The organism is Allobosea sp. P4_C6 (assembly GCF_056402015.1).
Map to the genome: position 1 here is coordinate 25,630 of NZ_JBFUIF010000016.1, position 16,665 is coordinate 42,294.

Below are 16,665 nucleotides of genomic sequence, written 5' to 3' on the forward strand. Positions count from 1 at the left end.
ACCGTGTCACAAACCCCGCTGATGCCCAAGGCCACCGCGGTCTGGCTGGTCGAGAACACCTCGCTGACCTTCGAGCAGATCGCCGAGTTCTGCAAACTGCACCCGCTCGAGGTGCGCGGCATCGCCGATGGCGAAGTTGCGGCCGGCATCAAGGGCCTCGACCCGATCACCTCCGGCCAGCTCACCCGCGAGGAGCTGGAGCGCGCCGCCAAGAACCCGAGCCATCATCTGCGTCTCGCCGAGCGCAAGGTGAAGGTGCCGGAGATCAAGCGCACCAAGGGCCCGCGCTATACCCCGGTCTCGAAGCGCCAGGATCGCCCGAACGCCATCCTCTGGCTGCTGCGCAACCATCCCGAGCTCAAGGATGCCCAGATCATCCGCCTGATCGGCACCACCAAGTCGACGATCGCGCAGATCCGCGACCGCACGCACTGGAACGCCCAGCAGCTCACCCCGATCGACCCGGTCAGCCTCGGCCTGTGCTCGCAGATCGACCTGGATTTCGAGGTCGGCCGCGCCGCCAAGGATCGCCCCGCCGCGCTGGTGGAAGCCGGCTCGACCCTGCTCCCCGCGGAGGAGACGACCGCTCGCGAGCCCAAGCCTTCCGAGAGCCAGCCCTTCGCCGACATGAGCCGGCCGAAGCGCGAGGAGGAAGCCGCCATCGACGTCGATTCCGTCTTCGCCAAGCTGAAGCAGCTCAAGCGCCCGGCCGACGAGGACGACGAGGGCTGAAGCTTTCTAGCCAGCCGTCATGCTCGGGCTTGACCCGAGCATCTCGGAAATCAGTGCTCTCTTGTCATGAGATTCTCGGGTCGAAGCGTCGCTTCGCCCGAGAATGACGGCATGATCGGGGCCTACCCGATCCCCCTGCCCTTCAGCGCCGTACCGATCTCGCCCAGTACTGCGGGGTCCTCGATCGTCGCCGGCACGGCATAATCCTCGCCATCCGCGATCTTCTTCATCGTCGCCCGCAGGATTTTGCCGGAGCGCGTCTTCGGCAGCCGGTTGACCGTCAGCGCCAGCTTGAACGCCGCGACCGGACCAATCCGCTCGCGCACCAGTGCGACCAGCTCGCGCTCGACCTGCTCGGGCGTCTCGGTCGCGCCTGCCTTGAGCACGACGAAGCCGCAGGGCTGCTCGCCCTTGAGCGCGTCGCGGATGCCGACGACCGCGCATTCCGCCACCGCCGGATGCGCCGCCAGCACCTCCTCCATCCCGCCGGTCGAGAGGCGATGGCCGGCGACATTGATGATGTCGTCGGTGCGGCCCATGATGAAGACATAGCCGTCCGCGTCGATGAAGCCGGCATCCGAGGTGTTGTAGTAGCCCGGATAGGTCGTGAGATACGCGTCCCTGAAGCGCTCGTCATCGTTCCAGAGCGTCGGCAGCGCGCCGGGCGGCAACGGCAGCTTGAGCACGATCGCGCCCATCTTGCCCGGCTCGACCTGCCGCCCGCCCTCATCGAGGCACTGCACGTCCCAGCCCGGCAGCGGTACGGTCGGCGAGCCGTGCTTGATCGGCAGCAGGCCGAGCCCCATCGGGTCGCCGACGATCGGCGACCCGCTCTCCGTCTGCCACCAATGGTCGATCACCGGCACCTTCAACAGTGCCTCGGCCCATTTCAGCGTCTCGGGATCGGCCCGCTCGCCCGCGAGGAACAGCGCCCTGAAACGCGAGAGGTCGTGGCCGGCGAGATGCCTGCCCTCCGGGTCCTCCTTGCGGATGGCGCGGAAGGCGGTCGGCGCCGTGAACAGCACCTTGACGCCATGCTCGGCGATCACCCGCCAGAAGGCGCCGGGATCGGGCGTGCCGACCGGCTTGCCCTCGTAGAGCACGCTGGTCGCGCCCTGGAGCAGCGGCGCATAGACGATGTAGCCGTGGCCGACGACCCAACCGACATCGGAGGCGCAGAACATCACCTCGCCCGGCCCGACGTCGAAAAGCTGGTCCATAGTCGCCTTGAGCACGACCATGTGCCCGCCATTGTCGCGCACCACGCCCTTCGGACGGCCGGTCGTGCCGGAGGTGTAGAGGATGTAAAGCGGGTCGGTGGCGGCGACCTCGACGCAGTCGGCCCTGCGCCCTGCCGCCTTGGCGGCTGCGACCAGCGTGCGCCAGTTCCTGTCGCGCGTGGCATGCATCGAGGCGTCCGCCTGCGGCCGCTGCAGCACGACGCAGGTCTCGGGCTTGTGCGTGGCCATCGCGATCGCGCCGTCGAGCAGCGGCTTGTATTCGACCACGCGCGTCGGCTCGACACCGCAGGTCGCGGTCAGGATCACCTTGGGCTCGGCATCGTCGATGCGCGTCGCCAGCTCCTTGGCGGCGAAGCCGCCGAACACCACCGAATGCACCGCGCCGATGCGCGCGCAGGCCAGCATGGCGAAGGCGGCTTCCGGCACCATCGGCATGTAGATGATGACGCGATCGCCCTTGCCGACACCGAGATCCTGCAGCACGGCCGCAAGCGTCGCGACCTCCTCCAGCATCTGGGCGTAGGTGTAGCTCGCCTTCGTCCCCGTGACCGGGCTGTCATGGATCAGCGCGACCTGCTCGCCGCGCCCGTCGCGGACGTGACGGTCGAGCGCGTTGAAGCAGGTGTTGCAGGTCGCATCCGGGAACCAGCGGCCATAGATACCGGCTTCCGGATCGAAAGCCCTAGCGGGCGGCTTGATCCAGTCGATGCCCTCGGCGATCTCGAGCCAATAGGCGCCCGGATCGGCCTGCCAGCGGGCATAGGTTTCGTAATAGCCTTCGGCGGGCCGGGCGGGCGCCGCATGGGAGCCATTCATCGGAAGCGTTCCTCTGCGCCGGATTTCATCCTAAAGCCCCGCAGCGAGCCGGCGTTGGCGGGGCCGATTTTGCGCGGAAGACTGCGCACTCCCCTTGGCCAGCGCAAGCTTCGTGTGCTTACGACTTTCGCCCATCCCGTTCCGCATCTCTCGGCCCTGCGCCCCGCCGTCGCTCCATGCCCTTCGACCTCGTCTTCTTCGCCGCCATGGTGCCGGCCGTCATCCTGACGGGATTGGCGAAGGGTGGATTTTCCGGGATCGGCCTGCTCTCCCTGCCGCTGATGGCCCTGGTCGTCTCGCCGGTGACGGCGGCGGCGATCATGCTGCCGCTGCTGATCGCGCAGGATGTCGTCTCAGTCTGGTCGTACCGGCGCGAATTCGACCGCCGCAACCTGGCGACGCTGGCGCCCGGCGCGCTGCTGGGCGTGCTCGCCGGCTACCTGTTGGCGGCGAAGGTCTCGGATGCGGCCGTCGTCCTCGCCGTCGGGCTGATTTCGATCGGCTTCGCGCTGCGCCGCATGCTGGGCGACGGCAAGAGGCCGCCCGCGGTCCAGCGCGCCAGCTGGGGGCCGGGCAGCCTCTGGGGCTTTCTCTGCGGCTTCACCAGCATGGTCGCCCATGCCGGCGGCCCGCCCTTCCAGATCTATGTGATGCCGCAGCGCCTGCCCCCGGCCATCTTCGTCGGCACCGGCGCGATCTTCTTCGCCGCGATGAATCTGGTTAAGATCATCCCCTATCTCGCCCTCGGCCAGTTCAGCAGCCAGAACCTCATGGCCTCCGCCGCGCTGCTGCCTTTCGCCGTGGCCGCGACCTTCGCCGGCGTCTGGCTGGTCCGGCGTGTGCCGGCCGAGCGCTTCTACGGGATCATCTACTGGCTGCTGCTGCTCGTCGGCGCGAAGCTCGTCTTCGACGGCGTGCGCGGCCTGCATCTGCTCGGCTGAGGCGCAGCCGCGCGATTGCGCCGCATCGGAAAAAGGGATGGATTACGCGAAGGCGCAGCAGCCGCTAAGGCTGTCCGCGCCTGCGTGGAAGGTTTTGCGATGACCCCTTCGGCCTACGACACCGATCTCGACCGCAACCCGGCGAATTTCCAGCCGCTGACGCCGCTGACCTTCCTCGAACGCGCCGCCGCCGTCTTCCCGGATCGCACGGCGATCATCCACGGGCCGCTGCGCCGCTCCTATGCCGAGTTCTATGCGCGTTCCCGCCGCCTCGCCTCGGCCCTGGCCAAGGCTGGCATCGGCAAGAACGACACCGTGGCGGCGATGCTGCCGAACACGCCGGCCATGCTCGAATGCCATTACGGCGCGCCGATGGCCGGCGCGGTGCTGAACACGCTGAACACCCGGCTCGATGCCGCGATCATCGCCTTCTCGCTCGACCATGGCGGCGCCAAGGTGCTGATCACCGACCGCGAGTTCTCGAAGACGATCAGGGAGGCCCTTTCCCTGTGCAAGGCGAAGCCGCTCGTCATCGACTATGACGACCCGGTCTATGACGGCCCCGGCGAGCGGCTGGGGAGCATCGAATACGAGGATTTCATCGCCGGCGGCGATCCCGATTTCGACTGGCAGATGCCATCGGACGAGTGGGACGCCATCGCGCTGAACTACACCTCCGGCACGACCGGCGATCCCAAGGGCGTGGTCTATCACCATCGCGGCGCCAATCTGCTGGCGACCTCCAACGTCATCACCGGCAATATGGGCCGGCATCCCGTCTATCTCTGGACGCTGCCGATGTTCCACTGCAATGGCTGGTGCTTCCCCTGGACGATCTCGATCGTTGCCGGCACCCATGTCTGCCTGCGGCAGGTCCGGGCCAAGGCGATGTACGACGCGCTCGCCGACCATGGCGTCACGCATCTCTGCGGCGCGCCGATCGTGATGTCCGCGCTGCTCAACGCCTCCGCCGAGGAGCGCCGCGACTTCCCCCAGACGGTGGCCTTCTTCACCGCCGCCGCCCCGCCGCCCGAGGCCGTGCTCGCCGGCATGAAGCAGGCCGGCTTCGAGGTGACGCATCTCTACGGCCTCACCGAGTGCTACGGCCCCTCCGTCGTCAACGACTGGAACGATGACTGGAACGCGCTTTCCCCTGCCGAGCAGGCGACCAAGAAGGCCCGCCAGGGCGTGCGCTACCCGGCGCTGGAAGGGCTCGACGTGCTCGACCCGGAGACGATGCAACCCGTGCCGCGCGACGGGCAGACGCTCGGCGAAGTCATGATGCGCGGCAATGTCGTGATGAAGGGCTATCTCGGCAACCCTAAGTCCACGCAGGCCGCGTTCGCTGGGGGCTGGTTCCACACCGGCGATCTCGGCGTGCGCTATCCCGACGGCTACATTCAGCTCAAGGACCGCTCCAAGGACATCATCATCTCCGGAGGCGAGAACATCTCGTCGATCGAGGTCGAGGATGCGCTCTACAAGCATCCCGCCGTTCAGGTTGCCGCGGTGGTGGCGCGGCCCGACGAGAAATGGGGCGAGACGCCCTGTGCCTTCATCGAGCTGAAGCCGGGCAAGGCGGCGACCGAGGCGGAGATCATCGCCTGGTGCAAGCAGCACCTCGCCTCGTTCAAATGCCCGAGGACGGTCGTCTTCGCCGAGGTGCCGAAGACCTCGACCGGCAAAATCCAGAAATTCCGGCTGCGGGAGATGGCGCGGGCGCTGTGAGAGCCCGCGCCGTTCGCCGTCAGGCGCGGTTCAGGCGTCCGTCCGGCGTGTAGTTGTCCACCGCCTCGGGCAGCACCTTCGACAGCCGCGCCAGCAGATCCTCGCGCGACAACCCGGTCTGACGGGCGATCGCATCGATGACCTGCGGCCCGAGCGCCTGCTCCAGATCGGTCGGCGCGACCTCCTCGTTCGGGCCCTGCCGCACCCAGGAATCGGCCTTCTCGCCCTGCCCCGACTGGTTGAAGCGGTCGACGAGCTCGCCGAGGCCGTTGTTCAGCACGGCGCCGACGCCGCCCGCCCCCAGCAATCCGCCGAGGCTGCCGAGCAGGCCGCCACCCTCCTGAGGCACAGACTGCGCCTGTCCCGGCTGGGGCGCAGGAATCTGTCCCGGCTCCGGCTGGCCCCGGCTGCCGAGCCACTCGGAGATCTTGTCGCGGTTCTGGTAACCCGCGACGGCGAGAAGCCCGAGCAGGGCTGTCAGCGACGGAAAACCGCTGCTGCTGTTGTCGTCACTCACGGCGATCACTCCTTCTCTCGTGCAAAGGATACCTGGATCAGACAGTGCGATTGCGGCCGGAAATGGCCGCCCAGACGACCAGCACGACAATGGCACCGACGACGGCGCCGATCAGCCCCGCCCCCTGACCGGGAGCGTACCAACCGAGTGACTGGCCGAGATAGGTCGCGACGAAGGCCCCGATGATGCCCAGGATCGTCGTCAGGATGAAGCCGGACGGCTCGTTCGAGCCCGGCATGATGAACTTCGCGACGACACCGGCGACGAAGCCGATGATGATGGTCCAGATAATGCCCATGCTATCCCTCCCTTGCTGAAGCGCGGCACATCAACCCACGGCCATGCGACAAAGTTCCGTTCGGCCCCGACGGCATCTGCCCATCGGCGCGGACAATAAAAAACCGGCCCCTTTCGGGGCCGGCTCGTCCGCATCTCGAATCAGTAACGGGTTGAGCGCCCGCTTCGCTTCAATGCAAGGTTCGCGATGGCATCGTCTGCCTTACGCGTTCGATCTCATCCTTCAGTTGCAATTTCTTCCGCTTCAACTCGGCCACGCTGAGATCGCTCGAGGACGGGCTCGCCATAGCCTGGGCGATCGTATCTTCGAGCTGGCGATGCTTGCGCTCGAGTTCCGCAAGACGGGTTTGCAACGACATCTGGATCCTCCTGATCAGCGGTTGACGTCTCAATCTGGCATAGAGCCGGCTTCGCGTCTGCCCTGTGATGTCACACGGCATTCATGAGTTTCTTTGATCCTCTCCGGCTCATTCCCGGAAAGTCGTGAATAGGACGACCTTCCGGCCCTTGCGCGACGGCGGATGCCCTTGCGGGGCGCGCAGCGGCAAAGGCATAGTCACGCCCAATAACGGCGATGATGAGATGGCCATGGGATTCGAGCTCAGCCCTGAAGAGGTCGAGACCTTCACCGCGGAGCTGGCGCGGCTGCGGGAGGAACATCGCGATCTCGACAGTGCCATCGATGCGCTGGAGCGGGTCGGCTCGATCAACCAGATCCAGGTGCAGCGGCTGAAGAAGCGCAAGCTCTACCTGAAGGACCGCATCGCCCAGATCGAGGATGCGCTGACTCCCGACATCATCGCGTGACGCTGCGCCTTTCCGGCGGCGCTGTGCCCGATTCGCCCTTGCTTCACGGGCCCTGGACGGTCTAGATCGCGCGCTTCCGTAAGCGGAGCCCGAGCGCATCTCATGGCCGAGACCAGCCCACCCGTCGCCATCATCATGGGCAGTCAGTCCGACTGGGCGACGATGCGCCACGCCGCCGAGACGCTCGACGCGCTCGCCATCCCCTATGACGCCCGCATCGTCTCGGCCCATCGCACGCCCGAGCGCCTGTTCGCCTTTGCCAAGGGCGCCAGGGCCGAGGGCTTCAAGGTGGTGATCGCCGGCGCCGGCGGGGCCGCGCACCTTCCCGGTATGGCGGCATCGCTGACGCCACTGCCGGTCTTCGGCGTCCCGGTCGAATCCAAGGCCCTTTCGGGGCAGGACAGCCTGCTCTCCATCGTGCAGATGCCGGCTGGCATCCCGGTCGGCACGCTCGCCATCGGCCGGGCCGGTGCCGTCAACGCGGCCCTGCTCGCCGCAGCCGTGCTCGCCCTTTCGGATGCGGGGCTGGCGGAGCGGCTGGACGCCTATCGCGCCCGCCAGAGCGCAGGCATCGCCGAGCGGCCCAACCGGGACGAGGCATGAGCCCGCCCGTCCCCACCGGCCTTGCGCCGGGCGCCGTGCTCGGCATCCTCGGCGGCGGCCAGCTCGCCCGCATGATCGCGCTGGCGGCGGCCGATCTCGGCATCCGCTGCCATGTCTTCGCGCCCGAAGCCGACAGCCCGGCCTTCGACGTCGCCGCCCGTCACACCATCGCCGACTACGAGGACGAGGCCGCGCTCGCCGCCTTCGCGGGTGCCGTCGATGTCGTGACCTATGAATTCGAGAACGTCCCGGCAGCGACCGCGGCCTTCCTCGCCGGGCGTGCCCCGCTGCATCCCGGCGCGCGCGCTCTCGCAGTGACGCAGGACCGTTTCAGCGAGAAGAGCTTCGTCGCCGGGCTTGGCCTGCCCGTGGCACCCTTCCGCGCGGTCGATTCGCTCGCCGACCTCGAAGTCGCCGTCGCCGAGCTCGGCCGCCCTTCGGTGCTGAAGACCCGGCGCTTCGGCTATGACGGCAAGGGACAGGTCAAGATCGCGCCCGGCAGCGATCTCGCCGAGGCGCATGAGGCGATCGGCCGCTTCCCCGCGATCCTCGAAGGCTTCGTGCCCTTCGTCCGCGAGGTCTCGGTCGTCGCCGCCCGCGGCATCGACGGCGCCTTCGCCGCCTTCGACGTCTGCGAGAACGAACATCGCGACCATATCCTCGCCTTCACCCATGTGCCGGCGAATCTCTCCGCCCCGGCCTCCGATGCGGCGATCGAAGCGGCGCGCCGCATCAGCGAGGCGCTGGGCTATGTCGGCGTCTTCACCGTCGAGCTGTTCGTGCTGGAAGCGCAGGTCGGCAAGGGCGAGCGGATCGTCGTCAACGAGATCGCCCCGCGCGTCCACAATTCCGGGCATTGGACCAGCGAGGGCGCGCTGACCTCGCAGTTCCACCAGCATGTCCGCGCCGTCTGCGGCTTCCCGCTCGGCGCTACCACCCGGCGCGGCCGGATCGAGATGGAAAACCTGATCGGCGACGCCGCGCTGCAGTGGCGCGAGATCCTGGCCGAGTCCGGCGCCCATCTCCACCTCTACGGCAAGCGCGATGCCCGCCCCGGCCGCAAGATGGGCCATGTCACGCGGGTCATGCCGGAATAGGCATCGCCGTCACGCTCGGGCTTGCCCCGTGCATCTGGTGCCGGAAGAGGCTCCCAAGCCTTGTCCTGCCGGAGTTTCTCGGGTCTGCGCTTCGCTCCGCGCGAGAATGACGCCACGGTTCTATCGGAACGAGGGAAAGCCCCAGTAAAAACCGCCATTTTCACGGCTCCATGCCGTGGACAGGCGAAATGAATTCTGGTATCCGCACGAACCTTCGAGCGATGTGCCCTGCGCCATCGTCGGCGCTGATTATTGACTCAACCCGCTAAGGACGGACGTTTCACGTGCAGGTTCTCGTTCGCGACAACAATGTCGACCAGGCTCTCCGCGCTCTCAAGAAAAAGATGCAGCGCGAAGGTATCTTCCGCGAGATGAAGCTCCGCGGCCACTACGAGAAGCCGTCCGAGAAGAAGGCGCGCGAGAAGGCCGAGGCCGTCCGCCGCGCCCGCAAGCTGGTTCGCAAGAAGCTGCAGCGCGAAGGCCTCCTGCCTGCGCCGGTCAAGCCGAAGCGCCCCTGATCCGTTCCGGACGGCCTTCGGGCCGCCTTGGAAAGGGCCGATAGCGATCTGCGCCTGGAGCCCGCTCCGGGCGCTCTTGCTTTTCGGCGGCGTTAACCAAGTTTTGGCGGGTTTGAGTCGTTCTTTCCCGTGAGGCGCTGTCGGTTGGGGAGCGCAGAGACGCCGCGGCCGGCCCTCGGGCCGGATCAGCCTCCCGCAAGGGGGCAAGCGGCAGGCGAAGCACTGAACCAAAAGAGGCAGAGCATGATCCGAGGCAGGTATTGGCTGGCAGCAGCCGGCATGGCGGTCGCGCTCGCAGGGTGCGACACCGTCTCGAATTTATCCTCGCAGCCCGCCGTCGCCGAGCTCGACACACGCGACACCGCCGATGCCAACGTCAACATCGGCTCGTTGACCGAGGTCATCAACCGTAACCAGAACGACCCCGGCGCCTATAACACCCGCGGGGCGGCCTATGCCCGAGTCGGCCGCTTCTCGGACGCGATTTCGGACTTCACCAAGGCGGTCCAGATCGACCCGAACCTGGCTTCGGCCTACACGAATCGCGGTCTCGCGCTGCGCCAGAGCGGCCGCACCGACGCCGCGCTGGCCGATTTCAACCGCGCCACCACGGCCAATGCCAATTATGCGCCGGCCTATGTCGCCCGCGCCAACCTGCTGCGCCAGCAGGGCAACAGCCAGCAGGCCATCGCCGACCTCAACACCGCGATTCGCCTCAACCCGGAAGCGGCCGAGGCCTTCCATGCCCGCGGGCTGGTCTACCAGAAGGAAGGCCAGCATCAGCATGCCGTCACCGATTTCGATTCGGTGATCGACCGCAATCCCTACACCGCCCCGCCCTATATCGCGCGCGGCCAGAGCCTGAACGCGCTCGGCAAGTACGACGCCGCGCTCGAGGATTTCACGGCCGCGCTCAATGTCGACAACCGCAACGCCGACGCCTGGGCCGGCCGCGGCTTCGCCTTCGAGAAGCTCGGCAAGAAGACCGAGGCCTCCGAAGCCTATCAGCGCGCGCTGGGCCTCGACGGCAACAACGCCCAGGCGCGGGCCGGCGCCTCCCGGATGGGTGGCGGCGGCGGCTTCTTCCGGAGCTGAGGAGCCACTCTTCGGGCTTCTTCAGGGTGACGCGCCGGCCTTGGCCGCCTGCGCGCCCACCGTGCGGGTTTCGGCTCCGGCCGGGCCGCCCGCGGCGACATCCGCGAGGAAACGCCGCACCTCGGCGACCGAGCCGTAGCGCGGCAAATCCTCGTGCCGGCCGGCCGGAAAGCGCAGGAAGCGCTTGGGCGTGTTGGCCAGCTCATAAAGCGCCTGCCCCTGGGCGAAGGGGATGACCTGGTCGCGCTCGCCATGCATCACGAGCAGCGGCACCTTGACCCGCCCGATGATCTCGTCCGAGCGGAACTTGTCCTTCATCAGCAGTCCCACCGGCACGTAAGGGTAGATGGCCTGCGCGACGGAGACGGTCGAGAGATACGGTGCTTCCAGCACCACCGCCCGCAGCGGCACTTCTGCTGCCAGCTTCAGCACCACGCCGGTCCCGAGCGATTCGCCGTAGCCGACCAGCCGCCCGGTGCCGAAGCGCTCGGCAGCGGCGCCATAGGCGGCGCGGGCATCCTGCAGCAGCCCCTCCTCGCTCGGGCTGCCGGTCGAGCCGCCATAGCCGCGATAGCTCACCGCGAAGAGCCCCGTCCCGTCTTCCGTCAGCGCGCGGAACCGCCCCGCCCGGCCTGCCCGCCCGAGATTGCCGGCATTGCCATGGAAATAGAGCAGGACGGGCTTGTCGGCGCGCGGCGGCACAACCCAGGCGACGAGCCGCTCGCCATCGGCGGTCGCGATGCTCGCCTCCTCCGCCGCGACGAGGCCCGCGGTCGCGATATCGGCCCTGGCCGGATCACGCGGATACATCAGCTCGCGCTGGCGCAGATAGAGCATGCCGAGCATGGCCAGATAGCCGGCGACGCCGAAGACGAGCAGCAGCTTCAAAAGGCGCAGAATCATGCGGGGGCATGCCCGGAAAGCGAAAGGGCCGGCGATCAAGCCGGCCCTTTGCAGCAATCCGATGACGGCTGGCGTGTTTAGTGAGCCATCGCCTTGACGATGTCGTCGGTGACCTTCTTGGCGTCGCCGAACAGCATCATCGTGTTGGGCCGGAAGAACAGCTCGTTCTCGACGCCGGCATAGCCGGCCGCCATGCCGCGCTTGATGAAGAGCACGGTTTTGGCCTTCTCGACGTCGAGGATCGGCATGCCGTAAATCGGCGATGCCTTGTCGGTCTTGGCGGCCGGGTTGGTGACGTCGTTGGCGCCGATGACGAAGGCGACGTCGGCCTGGCCGAATTCCGAGTTGATGTCCTCGAGCTCGAAGACCTCGTCATAGGGCACGTTGGCTTCCGCCAGCAGCACGTTCATGTGGCCGGGCATGCGGCCCGCCACCGGATGGATGGCGTACTTCACCTCGACGCCTTCCTTCTTCAGCAGGTCGGCCATCTCGCGCAGCGTATGCTGCGCCTGGGCCACCGCCATGCCGTAACCCGGCACGATGATGACCTTGCCGGCGTTCTTCATGATGTAGGCGGCATCGTCGGCCGAGCCCTGCTTGACGGGCCGAGCCTCGACCGCACCGCCGGCGCCCGCCGCGGCATCGTCGCCGCCGAAGCCGCCGAGGATGACGGAGATGAAGCTCCGGTTCATCGCCTTGCACATGATGTAGGACAGGATCGCACCAGACGAGCCGACCAGCGCGCCGGTGATGATCAGCGCCATGTTGCCGAGCGTGAAGCCGATGCCGGCCGCGGCCCAACCCGAATAGGAGTTGAGCATCGAGACGACGACGGGCATGTCCGCGCCGCCGATCGGGATGATCAGCAGGATGCCGAGGGCCAGCGAGACCGCGACGATCAGCCAGAAGACCGCATGGCTCTCCGACTTGATGAAGATCGCCAGCAGCACGATGAGCGCGATGCCGAGCCCGATATTGATGCCGTGGCGCTGCGGCAGCATGATCGGCTTGCCGCTCATGCGCCCGTCGAGCTTGAGGAAGGCGATGATCGAGCCGGTGAAGGTGATCGCGCCGATGGCGACGCCGAGCGCCATCTCGAACAGGCTCGCGCCCTTGATCGAGCCGGTATGGCCGATGCCGAAGGCTTCCGGCGCATAGAGCGCCGCCGCCGCCACCAGCACGGCGGCAAGGCCGACGAGCGAGTGGAAGAAGGCGACGAGCTGCGGCATCTGCGTCATCTGCACGCGCTTGGCCATATAGGCGCCGACGCCGCCGCCGATGGCGATGCCGAGGATGACCAGCAGCCAGCCGGAGAAGCCGGAGGGCGGGAAGAACAGCACGGTCGTGACGATGGCGATCGCCATGCCGATCATGCCGTAGCGGTTGCCCTGTCGCGAGGTCGTCGGATGCGACAGGCCCCGCAGGGCCATGATGAACAGGACGCCCGAAACGACGTAGAGCAGGGCTGAGAGGTTCGCGGCCATGCGTCAGCCCTTCTTCTTGTACATCGCGAGCATGCGCTCGGTGACGAGGAAGCCGCCGAAGATGTTCACCGAGGCGAGGATCAGCGCCAGGAAACCGAAGACCTTGGCCCAGATCGGCCCGTCGCCGAGCGCCGGCAAGGTCTCGACGCCGACGGCGAGCAGCGCGCCGACGACGATGACCGAGGAGATCGCGTTGGTGACCGACATCAGCGGCGTGTGAAGGGCCGGCGTCACCGACCAGACGACATAGTAGCCGACGAAGACGGCGAGCACGAAGATCGCGAGGCGATAGACCGTCGGGTCGACGCCGCCGGTGGCGATGCTGGCGGCGGCGGCAGCCTGGTCGGCATAGCGCTCGGCGAGCTCGGCCGCCTGCCTGGCGAGCGTGGCCGCGTTGCGGGCCTGTTCGAGAGCCTGTTCGGTGGTCGGATTTGCCATGTTCGGAATTCCTTCGCTCAGGCCTTCGGCGCGAAATTCGGATGGATGACGGCGCCGTCCTTCGTCAGGGCGGTGGCCTTCACCAGCTCGTCGTCCCAGTTCACCGCGAGCTTCTTCTCGGCCTTGTCGATCAGCGTCTCGACGAAGGCATAGAGGTTCTTGGCGTAGAGCGAGGACGAGGTCGCCGGCAGGCGGCCGGGCACGTTGAGATGGCCGACGATCTTGACGCCGTTCGGGGTCGTGACGACCTCGCCGGGCTTCGCCAGCTCGCAATTGCCCCCGCGCTCGACCGCGAGGTCGACGATCACGGAGCCCGGCTTCATGCTCTCGACCATCGCGGTCGAAATCAGCTTCGGCGCGGGCCGGCCGGGGATCAGCGCGGTGGTGATGACGATGTCCTGCTTGGCGATGTGGCTGGCGGTCAATTCCGCCTGCTTCGCCTGGTATTCCTTGGACATTTCCTTGGCGTAGCCGCCGGCCGTCTGCGCCTGCTTGAACTCCTCGTCCTCGACGGCGAGGAACTTGGCGCCGAGCGATTCGACCTGCTCCTTGGTGGCGGGGCGCACGTCGGTCGCCGTCACGATGGCGCCGAGGCGGCGCGCGGTTGCGATCGCCTGCAGGCCGGCGACGCCGACGCCCATGATGAAGATGCGCGCGGCCGGCACCGTGCCCGCCGCCGTCATCATCATCGGCAGCGCCCGGCCATATTCGGCGGCGCCGTCGATCACGGCGCGATAGCCGGCGAGATTGGCCTGCGAGGACAGCACGTCCATCACCTGCGCGCGGGTGATGCGCGGCATGAATTCCATGGCGAAGGCGGCGACATTGGCCTTGGCCAGCGCCTCGACCTGCACCTCGCTGCCATAGGGGTCCATCACGGCGATGACGAGCGCGCCCGCCGGCAAGCCGGCGATCTCGCCCTCGCCCGGACGGCGCACCTTCAGCACGATGTCCGCGCCGGCGAGCGCCTTGGCCGCGGTCTTCGCGATCGTCGCACCGGCCGCCTCGTATTCCGCGTCGACGATGCCGGAAGCAATGCCGGCTCCCGTCTGGATCACGACCTCGGCGCCGAGGCCCTTGAACTTGCGGACGGTCTCCGGCGTCGCGGCGACGCGGGTTTCCGCCCCTTGCGTTTCGGCTGGGACAGCAATGCGCATGGTGGGGCAGGCCTTTCCGGCGTTATGGGAAGACGGTCAGAGCAGCAGGAGCGCGAGCAGCATCAGCACCAGCGCGACGAGCGGTGCACGCCAGGAAATCGAGGGAGCGGCGATGCCGACGCCCGTGCCGACCACGGCGAGCAGCGTGCCGATCAGCGCCGTGCCCCAGGCATGCTTGGTGCCGCCGACCGCAAGCGCCGCGACGATCGCGAGGCAGGCGACGGTGCCGACCTCGGCGAAGTGCACGAAGCCCGTATAGGTCCGCTCATGCTCGTTATAGTCCATCGCGGGGATGTCGGCATGTTGGGCGTGGTCGGCCATGGTCTCGATCCTGAAAAAGACACAGTCTCTTTACGCCTGTAGCGCACCCGCGACGCACGGGCAACGCGGCAGCGCCGCGCGCCAGCGAAATGCATCGCTCGCCAACCCGGCACCTATGCAATACCGGCGGCCATTCGCCATTTCAATCGATTTAATCGTACGGAACCTGACGGTATGTCATCGCCGCCCTTGGCCGCCATTAACGGCATTTCGGCAAAGGCCGGGACGATGCTCCCGGATTCGGTTAAATTCTTGCAATCGAGTGGAGGCGCTTTCCGTGGACGATCCGCGCAAGAATACCGATGGCGATGATCCCTTCGCGCTCGATCCCGCCCTGCAGGAGAAAGCCAGGCGCTGGTTTGCCGAAGCGCGAGAGCAGACCAAGCGCGACGACGAGGAGATCGCCGCCTGGCGCAGCGACGCCCGTCCAACCGGAGGCGATGGCGGAAGCGGCGATTTCGGCGAAGGGGATTGCGGCGGGGGCGATTGAGCAGCTCAGGCCTGCGCCTTCAGCCCTGCGCCTGCCAGCGCCGTGCTCTGCCGCTCGGCCACCCGCTCCAATGAGAAGCCGTCGATCTCCGTCTCGAACAGCCGGTGGAAATTCAGTTCCGCGTCGAGATGAAGGAAGACGCCGCCGAGCCCGATCGCGGCGCGGTCCATGAAGACGAACTCGCGCGGCACCGTCACCGGCCCGCGCCGCTTCAGCGCCTGGTGCACCTGGAAGGCCTGCTTGCGGCCGTATTCGGCCGGGCTGACGCCTTCCGCGATGCGCCGTGTCCGGTCCTCCAGCAACGGCCCGTAGATGAAGCGTGCCCAGATGTTCAGCGTGTCGACGAGATCCTTGGTCAGCCCCTTGAAGCCCCAGGTCTCGTAGGCATGGACGACGCGCGCATCCTCGCCGTCGCGCAGGCCGCGATAGAGATCGACCACCCCGCCGACGAAGGAGGGCGGGAAGATGCGGATGCAGCCATAGTCGAGCAGGTTGATGCCATCAGGCTCGCCGGCCTCCGAAAACACCGTGTAGTTCCCGAGATGCGGGTCGCCATGGATGACGCCGTGATGGCTGAAGGGCCGCCACCAGGCCTTGAACATCGCGGTCGAGATCCGGTCGCGCGCCTCCTGCCCATCCTGCTTGTGCGAGAGGATCGGGCTGCCGTCGAGCCAGTGCATGGTGAGCAACCGCCCGGTCGAGAGCCCCGCCTCGACAGCCGGCACGCGCACCTGCGCCGTGTCGGCGAGGATGGTCTGGTAGAGCGCGATGTGCTTGGCCTCGCGGCGGTAGTCGAGCTCCTCGCGGACGCGGGCGCCGATCTCCTTGGCGATCTCGGTCGTATCGATCACCGCGCCCATGCGCCGATGCAATGCGAACAGCACCTCGAGCTGGGCGATATCGGCTTCGACGGCCGATTCCATGTCAGGATATTGCAGCTTGCAGGCGAGCGGGGCGCCTTCGGTCGTCGTCGCGCGATGCACCTGCCCGAGCGAGGCCGCCGCCGCCGGCTTGAGATCGAACTCGCCGAAACGCTCGCGCCAGCCCGCGCCGAGCTCCGCCATCATCCGGCGCTTGACGAAGGCCGCGCCCATCGGCGGCGCCTGCGACTGCAGCTTCTGCAATTCGGTGGCATATTCGGGCGGCACGACATCGGGAATGGTGGCGACGAGCTGGGCCACCTTCATGATCGGCCCCTTCAGCCCGCCGAGCGCCTTCGCCAAGGCCTGGGCATTGGAGGCATCGCGTCCCTCGACGCCGAAGAGCCGGGCGCCGGCGATCCGCGCCGCCACCCCACCGACATTGGCCCCGACGCGGGCATAGCGCGCGGCACGGGCAGAAAAGCGGTTGGCTTCGGTATCGCGGTCGGACATCGGCTCGCTTTCGCGGGATCGGGCTTCACCTGATGTAAGCCGTCGCGCGGGGGATGCCAGTGCGGCCCGTCGCCTCGCCGGTCATGCCGCGGGCCGAATGCGCCCCG

19 protein-coding genes are annotated in these 16,665 nt (G+C 67.5%); 9 read left to right on the forward strand and 10 right to left on the reverse strand.

The window, feature by feature from the left end; genetic code table 11:
- The first annotated feature begins 3 nt into the window (after positions 1 to 3).
- A complete protein-coding gene (locus AC1DVA_RS13465; protein ID WP_265049946.1) occupies positions 4 to 732 on the forward strand; it encodes a DUF1013 domain-containing protein in 729 nt (242 codons plus the stop codon).
- Positions 733 to 854: 122 nt separating this feature from the next.
- Here AC1DVA_RS13465 and AC1DVA_RS13470 read toward each other — a convergent pair whose 3' ends face one another.
- Positions 855 to 2,789 carry a propionyl-CoA synthetase gene (locus AC1DVA_RS13470; protein ID WP_476806174.1) on the reverse strand — a complete coding sequence of 645 codons (1,935 nt, stop codon included), beginning with the start codon at positions 2,787 to 2,789 and terminating at the stop codon, positions 855 to 857.
- Between the two features lie 176 nt (positions 2,790 to 2,965).
- On the opposite strand from AC1DVA_RS13470, the gene AC1DVA_RS13475 reads away from it, so the two are divergent.
- Together AC1DVA_RS13475 and AC1DVA_RS13480 are read left to right on the forward strand one after the other, a co-directional pair.
- Positions 2,966 to 3,730, forward strand: a complete 765-nt coding sequence (locus AC1DVA_RS13475; RefSeq protein WP_265049948.1) for a sulfite exporter TauE/SafE family protein — start codon at positions 2,966 to 2,968, stop codon at positions 3,728 to 3,730.
- 99 nt (positions 3,731 to 3,829) lie between these two features.
- The gene (locus AC1DVA_RS13480) at positions 3,830 to 5,458 is read left to right on the forward strand and encodes an acyl-CoA synthetase (protein ID WP_476806175.1); all 1,629 of its coding nucleotides are present in this window, start codon (positions 3,830 to 3,832) and stop codon (positions 5,456 to 5,458) included.
- Positions 5,459 to 5,477: 19 nt separating this feature from the next.
- On the opposite strand, the gene AC1DVA_RS13485 is transcribed toward AC1DVA_RS13480, so the two are convergent.
- The 3 genes from AC1DVA_RS13485 to AC1DVA_RS13495 all read right to left on the reverse strand — a co-directional run bounded on the left by AC1DVA_RS13485 (position 5,478) and on the right by AC1DVA_RS13495 (position 6,631).
- On the reverse strand, positions 5,478 to 5,975 hold the full coding sequence (locus AC1DVA_RS13485) for a YidB family protein (RefSeq protein ID WP_265049950.1): 498 nt from the start codon (positions 5,973 to 5,975) through the stop codon (positions 5,478 to 5,480).
- Between the two features lie 37 nt (positions 5,976 to 6,012).
- The gene (locus AC1DVA_RS13490; RefSeq protein ID WP_265049951.1) at positions 6,013 to 6,273 is read right to left on the reverse strand and encodes a GlsB/YeaQ/YmgE family stress response membrane protein; all 261 of its coding nucleotides are present in this window, start codon (positions 6,271 to 6,273) and stop codon (positions 6,013 to 6,015) included.
- A gap of 169 nt (positions 6,274 to 6,442) precedes the next feature.
- The gene (locus tag AC1DVA_RS13495) at positions 6,443 to 6,631 is read right to left on the reverse strand and encodes a YdcH family protein (protein ID WP_265049952.1); all 189 of its coding nucleotides are present in this window, start codon (positions 6,629 to 6,631) and stop codon (positions 6,443 to 6,445) included.
- 229 nt (positions 6,632 to 6,860) lie between these two features.
- On the opposite strand from AC1DVA_RS13495, the gene AC1DVA_RS13500 reads away from it, so the two are divergent.
- The 5 genes from AC1DVA_RS13500 (at position 6,861) to AC1DVA_RS13520 (ending at position 10,392) form a co-directional block, all read left to right on the forward strand.
- Positions 6,861 to 7,079, forward strand: coding sequence for a YdcH family protein (locus AC1DVA_RS13500; protein WP_055728071.1), 219 nt, complete (start codon positions 6,861 to 6,863; stop codon positions 7,077 to 7,079).
- 102 nt (positions 7,080 to 7,181) lie between these two features.
- On the forward strand, positions 7,182 to 7,682 hold the full coding sequence (gene purE / locus AC1DVA_RS13505) for a 5-(carboxyamino)imidazole ribonucleotide mutase (protein ID WP_476806176.1): 501 nt from the start codon (positions 7,182 to 7,184) through the stop codon (positions 7,680 to 7,682).
- Positions 7,679 to 8,779 (forward strand): 5-(carboxyamino)imidazole ribonucleotide synthase, encoded by a 1,101-nt coding sequence (locus tag AC1DVA_RS13510; protein WP_476806177.1) that lies wholly within the window; start codon positions 7,679 to 7,681, stop codon positions 8,777 to 8,779. Before purE ends, AC1DVA_RS13510 begins: the two co-directional genes overlap by 4 nt.
- A 284-nt stretch (positions 8,780 to 9,063) precedes the next feature.
- Complete coding sequence (gene rpsU, locus AC1DVA_RS13515) at positions 9,064 to 9,297, forward strand: 30S ribosomal protein S21 (protein WP_038359685.1); 234 nt, start codon at positions 9,064 to 9,066, stop codon at positions 9,295 to 9,297.
- 243 nt (positions 9,298 to 9,540) lie between these two features.
- Positions 9,541 to 10,392 carry a tetratricopeptide repeat protein gene (locus AC1DVA_RS13520; protein WP_265049955.1) on the forward strand — a complete coding sequence of 284 codons (852 nt, stop codon included), beginning with the start codon at positions 9,541 to 9,543 and terminating at the stop codon, positions 10,390 to 10,392.
- 21 nt (positions 10,393 to 10,413) lie between these two features.
- On the opposite strand, the gene AC1DVA_RS13525 is transcribed toward AC1DVA_RS13520, so the two are convergent.
- The 5 genes from AC1DVA_RS13525 to AC1DVA_RS13545 all read right to left on the reverse strand — a co-directional run bounded on the left by AC1DVA_RS13525 (position 10,414) and on the right by AC1DVA_RS13545 (position 14,695).
- A complete protein-coding gene (locus AC1DVA_RS13525) occupies positions 10,414 to 11,295 on the reverse strand; it encodes an alpha/beta hydrolase (protein ID WP_476806178.1) in 882 nt (293 codons plus the stop codon).
- Positions 11,296 to 11,372: 77 nt separating this feature from the next.
- Complete coding sequence (locus tag AC1DVA_RS13530) at positions 11,373 to 12,779, reverse strand: NAD(P)(+) transhydrogenase (Re/Si-specific) subunit beta (protein ID WP_476806179.1); 1,407 nt, start codon at positions 12,777 to 12,779, stop codon at positions 11,373 to 11,375.
- Positions 12,780 to 12,782: 3 nt separating this feature from the next.
- On the reverse strand, positions 12,783 to 13,217 hold the full coding sequence (locus AC1DVA_RS13535; RefSeq protein ID WP_265049958.1) for an NAD(P) transhydrogenase subunit alpha part 2: 435 nt from the start codon (positions 13,215 to 13,217) through the stop codon (positions 12,783 to 12,785).
- A gap of 17 nt (positions 13,218 to 13,234) precedes the next feature.
- On the reverse strand, positions 13,235 to 14,374 hold the full coding sequence (locus tag AC1DVA_RS13540) for a Re/Si-specific NAD(P)(+) transhydrogenase subunit alpha (RefSeq protein WP_476806180.1): 1,140 nt from the start codon (positions 14,372 to 14,374) through the stop codon (positions 13,235 to 13,237).
- Between the two features lie 36 nt (positions 14,375 to 14,410).
- Entirely contained in the window at positions 14,411 to 14,695 is a 285-nt protein-coding gene (locus tag AC1DVA_RS13545; protein WP_265049960.1) for an aa3-type cytochrome c oxidase subunit IV, read from the reverse strand.
- A gap of 277 nt (positions 14,696 to 14,972) precedes the next feature.
- Here AC1DVA_RS13545 and AC1DVA_RS13550 point away from each other — a divergent pair, with 277 nt between their 5' ends.
- Positions 14,973 to 15,185 carry a hypothetical protein gene (locus tag AC1DVA_RS13550; protein WP_476806181.1) on the forward strand — a complete coding sequence of 71 codons (213 nt, stop codon included), beginning with the start codon at positions 14,973 to 14,975 and terminating at the stop codon, positions 15,183 to 15,185.
- Between the two features lie 5 nt (positions 15,186 to 15,190).
- On the opposite strand, the gene AC1DVA_RS13555 is transcribed toward AC1DVA_RS13550, so the two are convergent.
- On the reverse strand, positions 15,191 to 16,558 hold the full coding sequence (locus tag AC1DVA_RS13555; RefSeq protein ID WP_476806182.1) for an ABC1 kinase family protein: 1,368 nt from the start codon (positions 16,556 to 16,558) through the stop codon (positions 15,191 to 15,193).
- Positions 16,559 to 16,665: the final 107 nt, after the last annotated feature.

Excerpts from the sequence above, each read along its gene's own strand:
- AC1DVA_RS13470 (WP_476806174.1), bottom strand. The coding sequence starts at position 2,789 with ATGAATGGCTCCCATGCGGCGCCCGCCCGGCCCGCCGAAGGCTATTAC.
- AC1DVA_RS13475 (WP_265049948.1), top strand. The coding sequence starts at position 2,966 with ATGCCCTTCGACCTCGTCTTCTTCGCCGCCATGGTGCCGGCCGTCATC.
- AC1DVA_RS13480 (WP_476806175.1), top strand. The coding sequence starts at position 3,830 with ATGACCCCTTCGGCCTACGACACCGATCTCGACCGCAACCCGGCGAAT.
- AC1DVA_RS13490 (WP_265049951.1), bottom strand. The coding sequence starts at position 6,273 with ATGGGCATTATCTGGACCATCATCATCGGCTTCGTCGCCGGTGTCGTC.
- AC1DVA_RS13495 (WP_265049952.1), bottom strand. The coding sequence starts at position 6,631 with ATGTCGTTGCAAACCCGTCTTGCGGAACTCGAGCGCAAGCATCGCCAG.
- AC1DVA_RS13500 (WP_055728071.1), top strand. The coding sequence starts at position 6,861 with ATGGGATTCGAGCTCAGCCCTGAAGAGGTCGAGACCTTCACCGCGGAG.
- purE (WP_476806176.1), top strand. The coding sequence starts at position 7,182 with ATGGCCGAGACCAGCCCACCCGTCGCCATCATCATGGGCAGTCAGTCC.
- AC1DVA_RS13510 (WP_476806177.1), top strand. The coding sequence starts at position 7,679 with ATGAGCCCGCCCGTCCCCACCGGCCTTGCGCCGGGCGCCGTGCTCGGC.
- AC1DVA_RS13520 (WP_265049955.1), top strand. The coding sequence starts at position 9,541 with ATGATCCGAGGCAGGTATTGGCTGGCAGCAGCCGGCATGGCGGTCGCG.
- AC1DVA_RS13525 (WP_476806178.1), bottom strand. The coding sequence starts at position 11,295 with ATGATTCTGCGCCTTTTGAAGCTGCTGCTCGTCTTCGGCGTCGCCGGC.
- AC1DVA_RS13530 (WP_476806179.1), bottom strand. The coding sequence starts at position 12,779 with ATGGCCGCGAACCTCTCAGCCCTGCTCTACGTCGTTTCGGGCGTCCTG.
- AC1DVA_RS13535 (WP_265049958.1), bottom strand. The coding sequence starts at position 13,217 with ATGGCAAATCCGACCACCGAACAGGCTCTCGAACAGGCCCGCAACGCG.
- AC1DVA_RS13540 (WP_476806180.1), bottom strand. The coding sequence starts at position 14,374 with ATGCGCATTGCTGTCCCAGCCGAAACGCAAGGGGCGGAAACCCGCGTC.
- AC1DVA_RS13545 (WP_265049960.1), bottom strand. The coding sequence starts at position 14,695 with ATGGCCGACCACGCCCAACATGCCGACATCCCCGCGATGGACTATAAC.
- AC1DVA_RS13555 (WP_476806182.1), bottom strand. The coding sequence starts at position 16,558 with ATGTCCGACCGCGATACCGAAGCCAACCGCTTTTCTGCCCGTGCCGCG.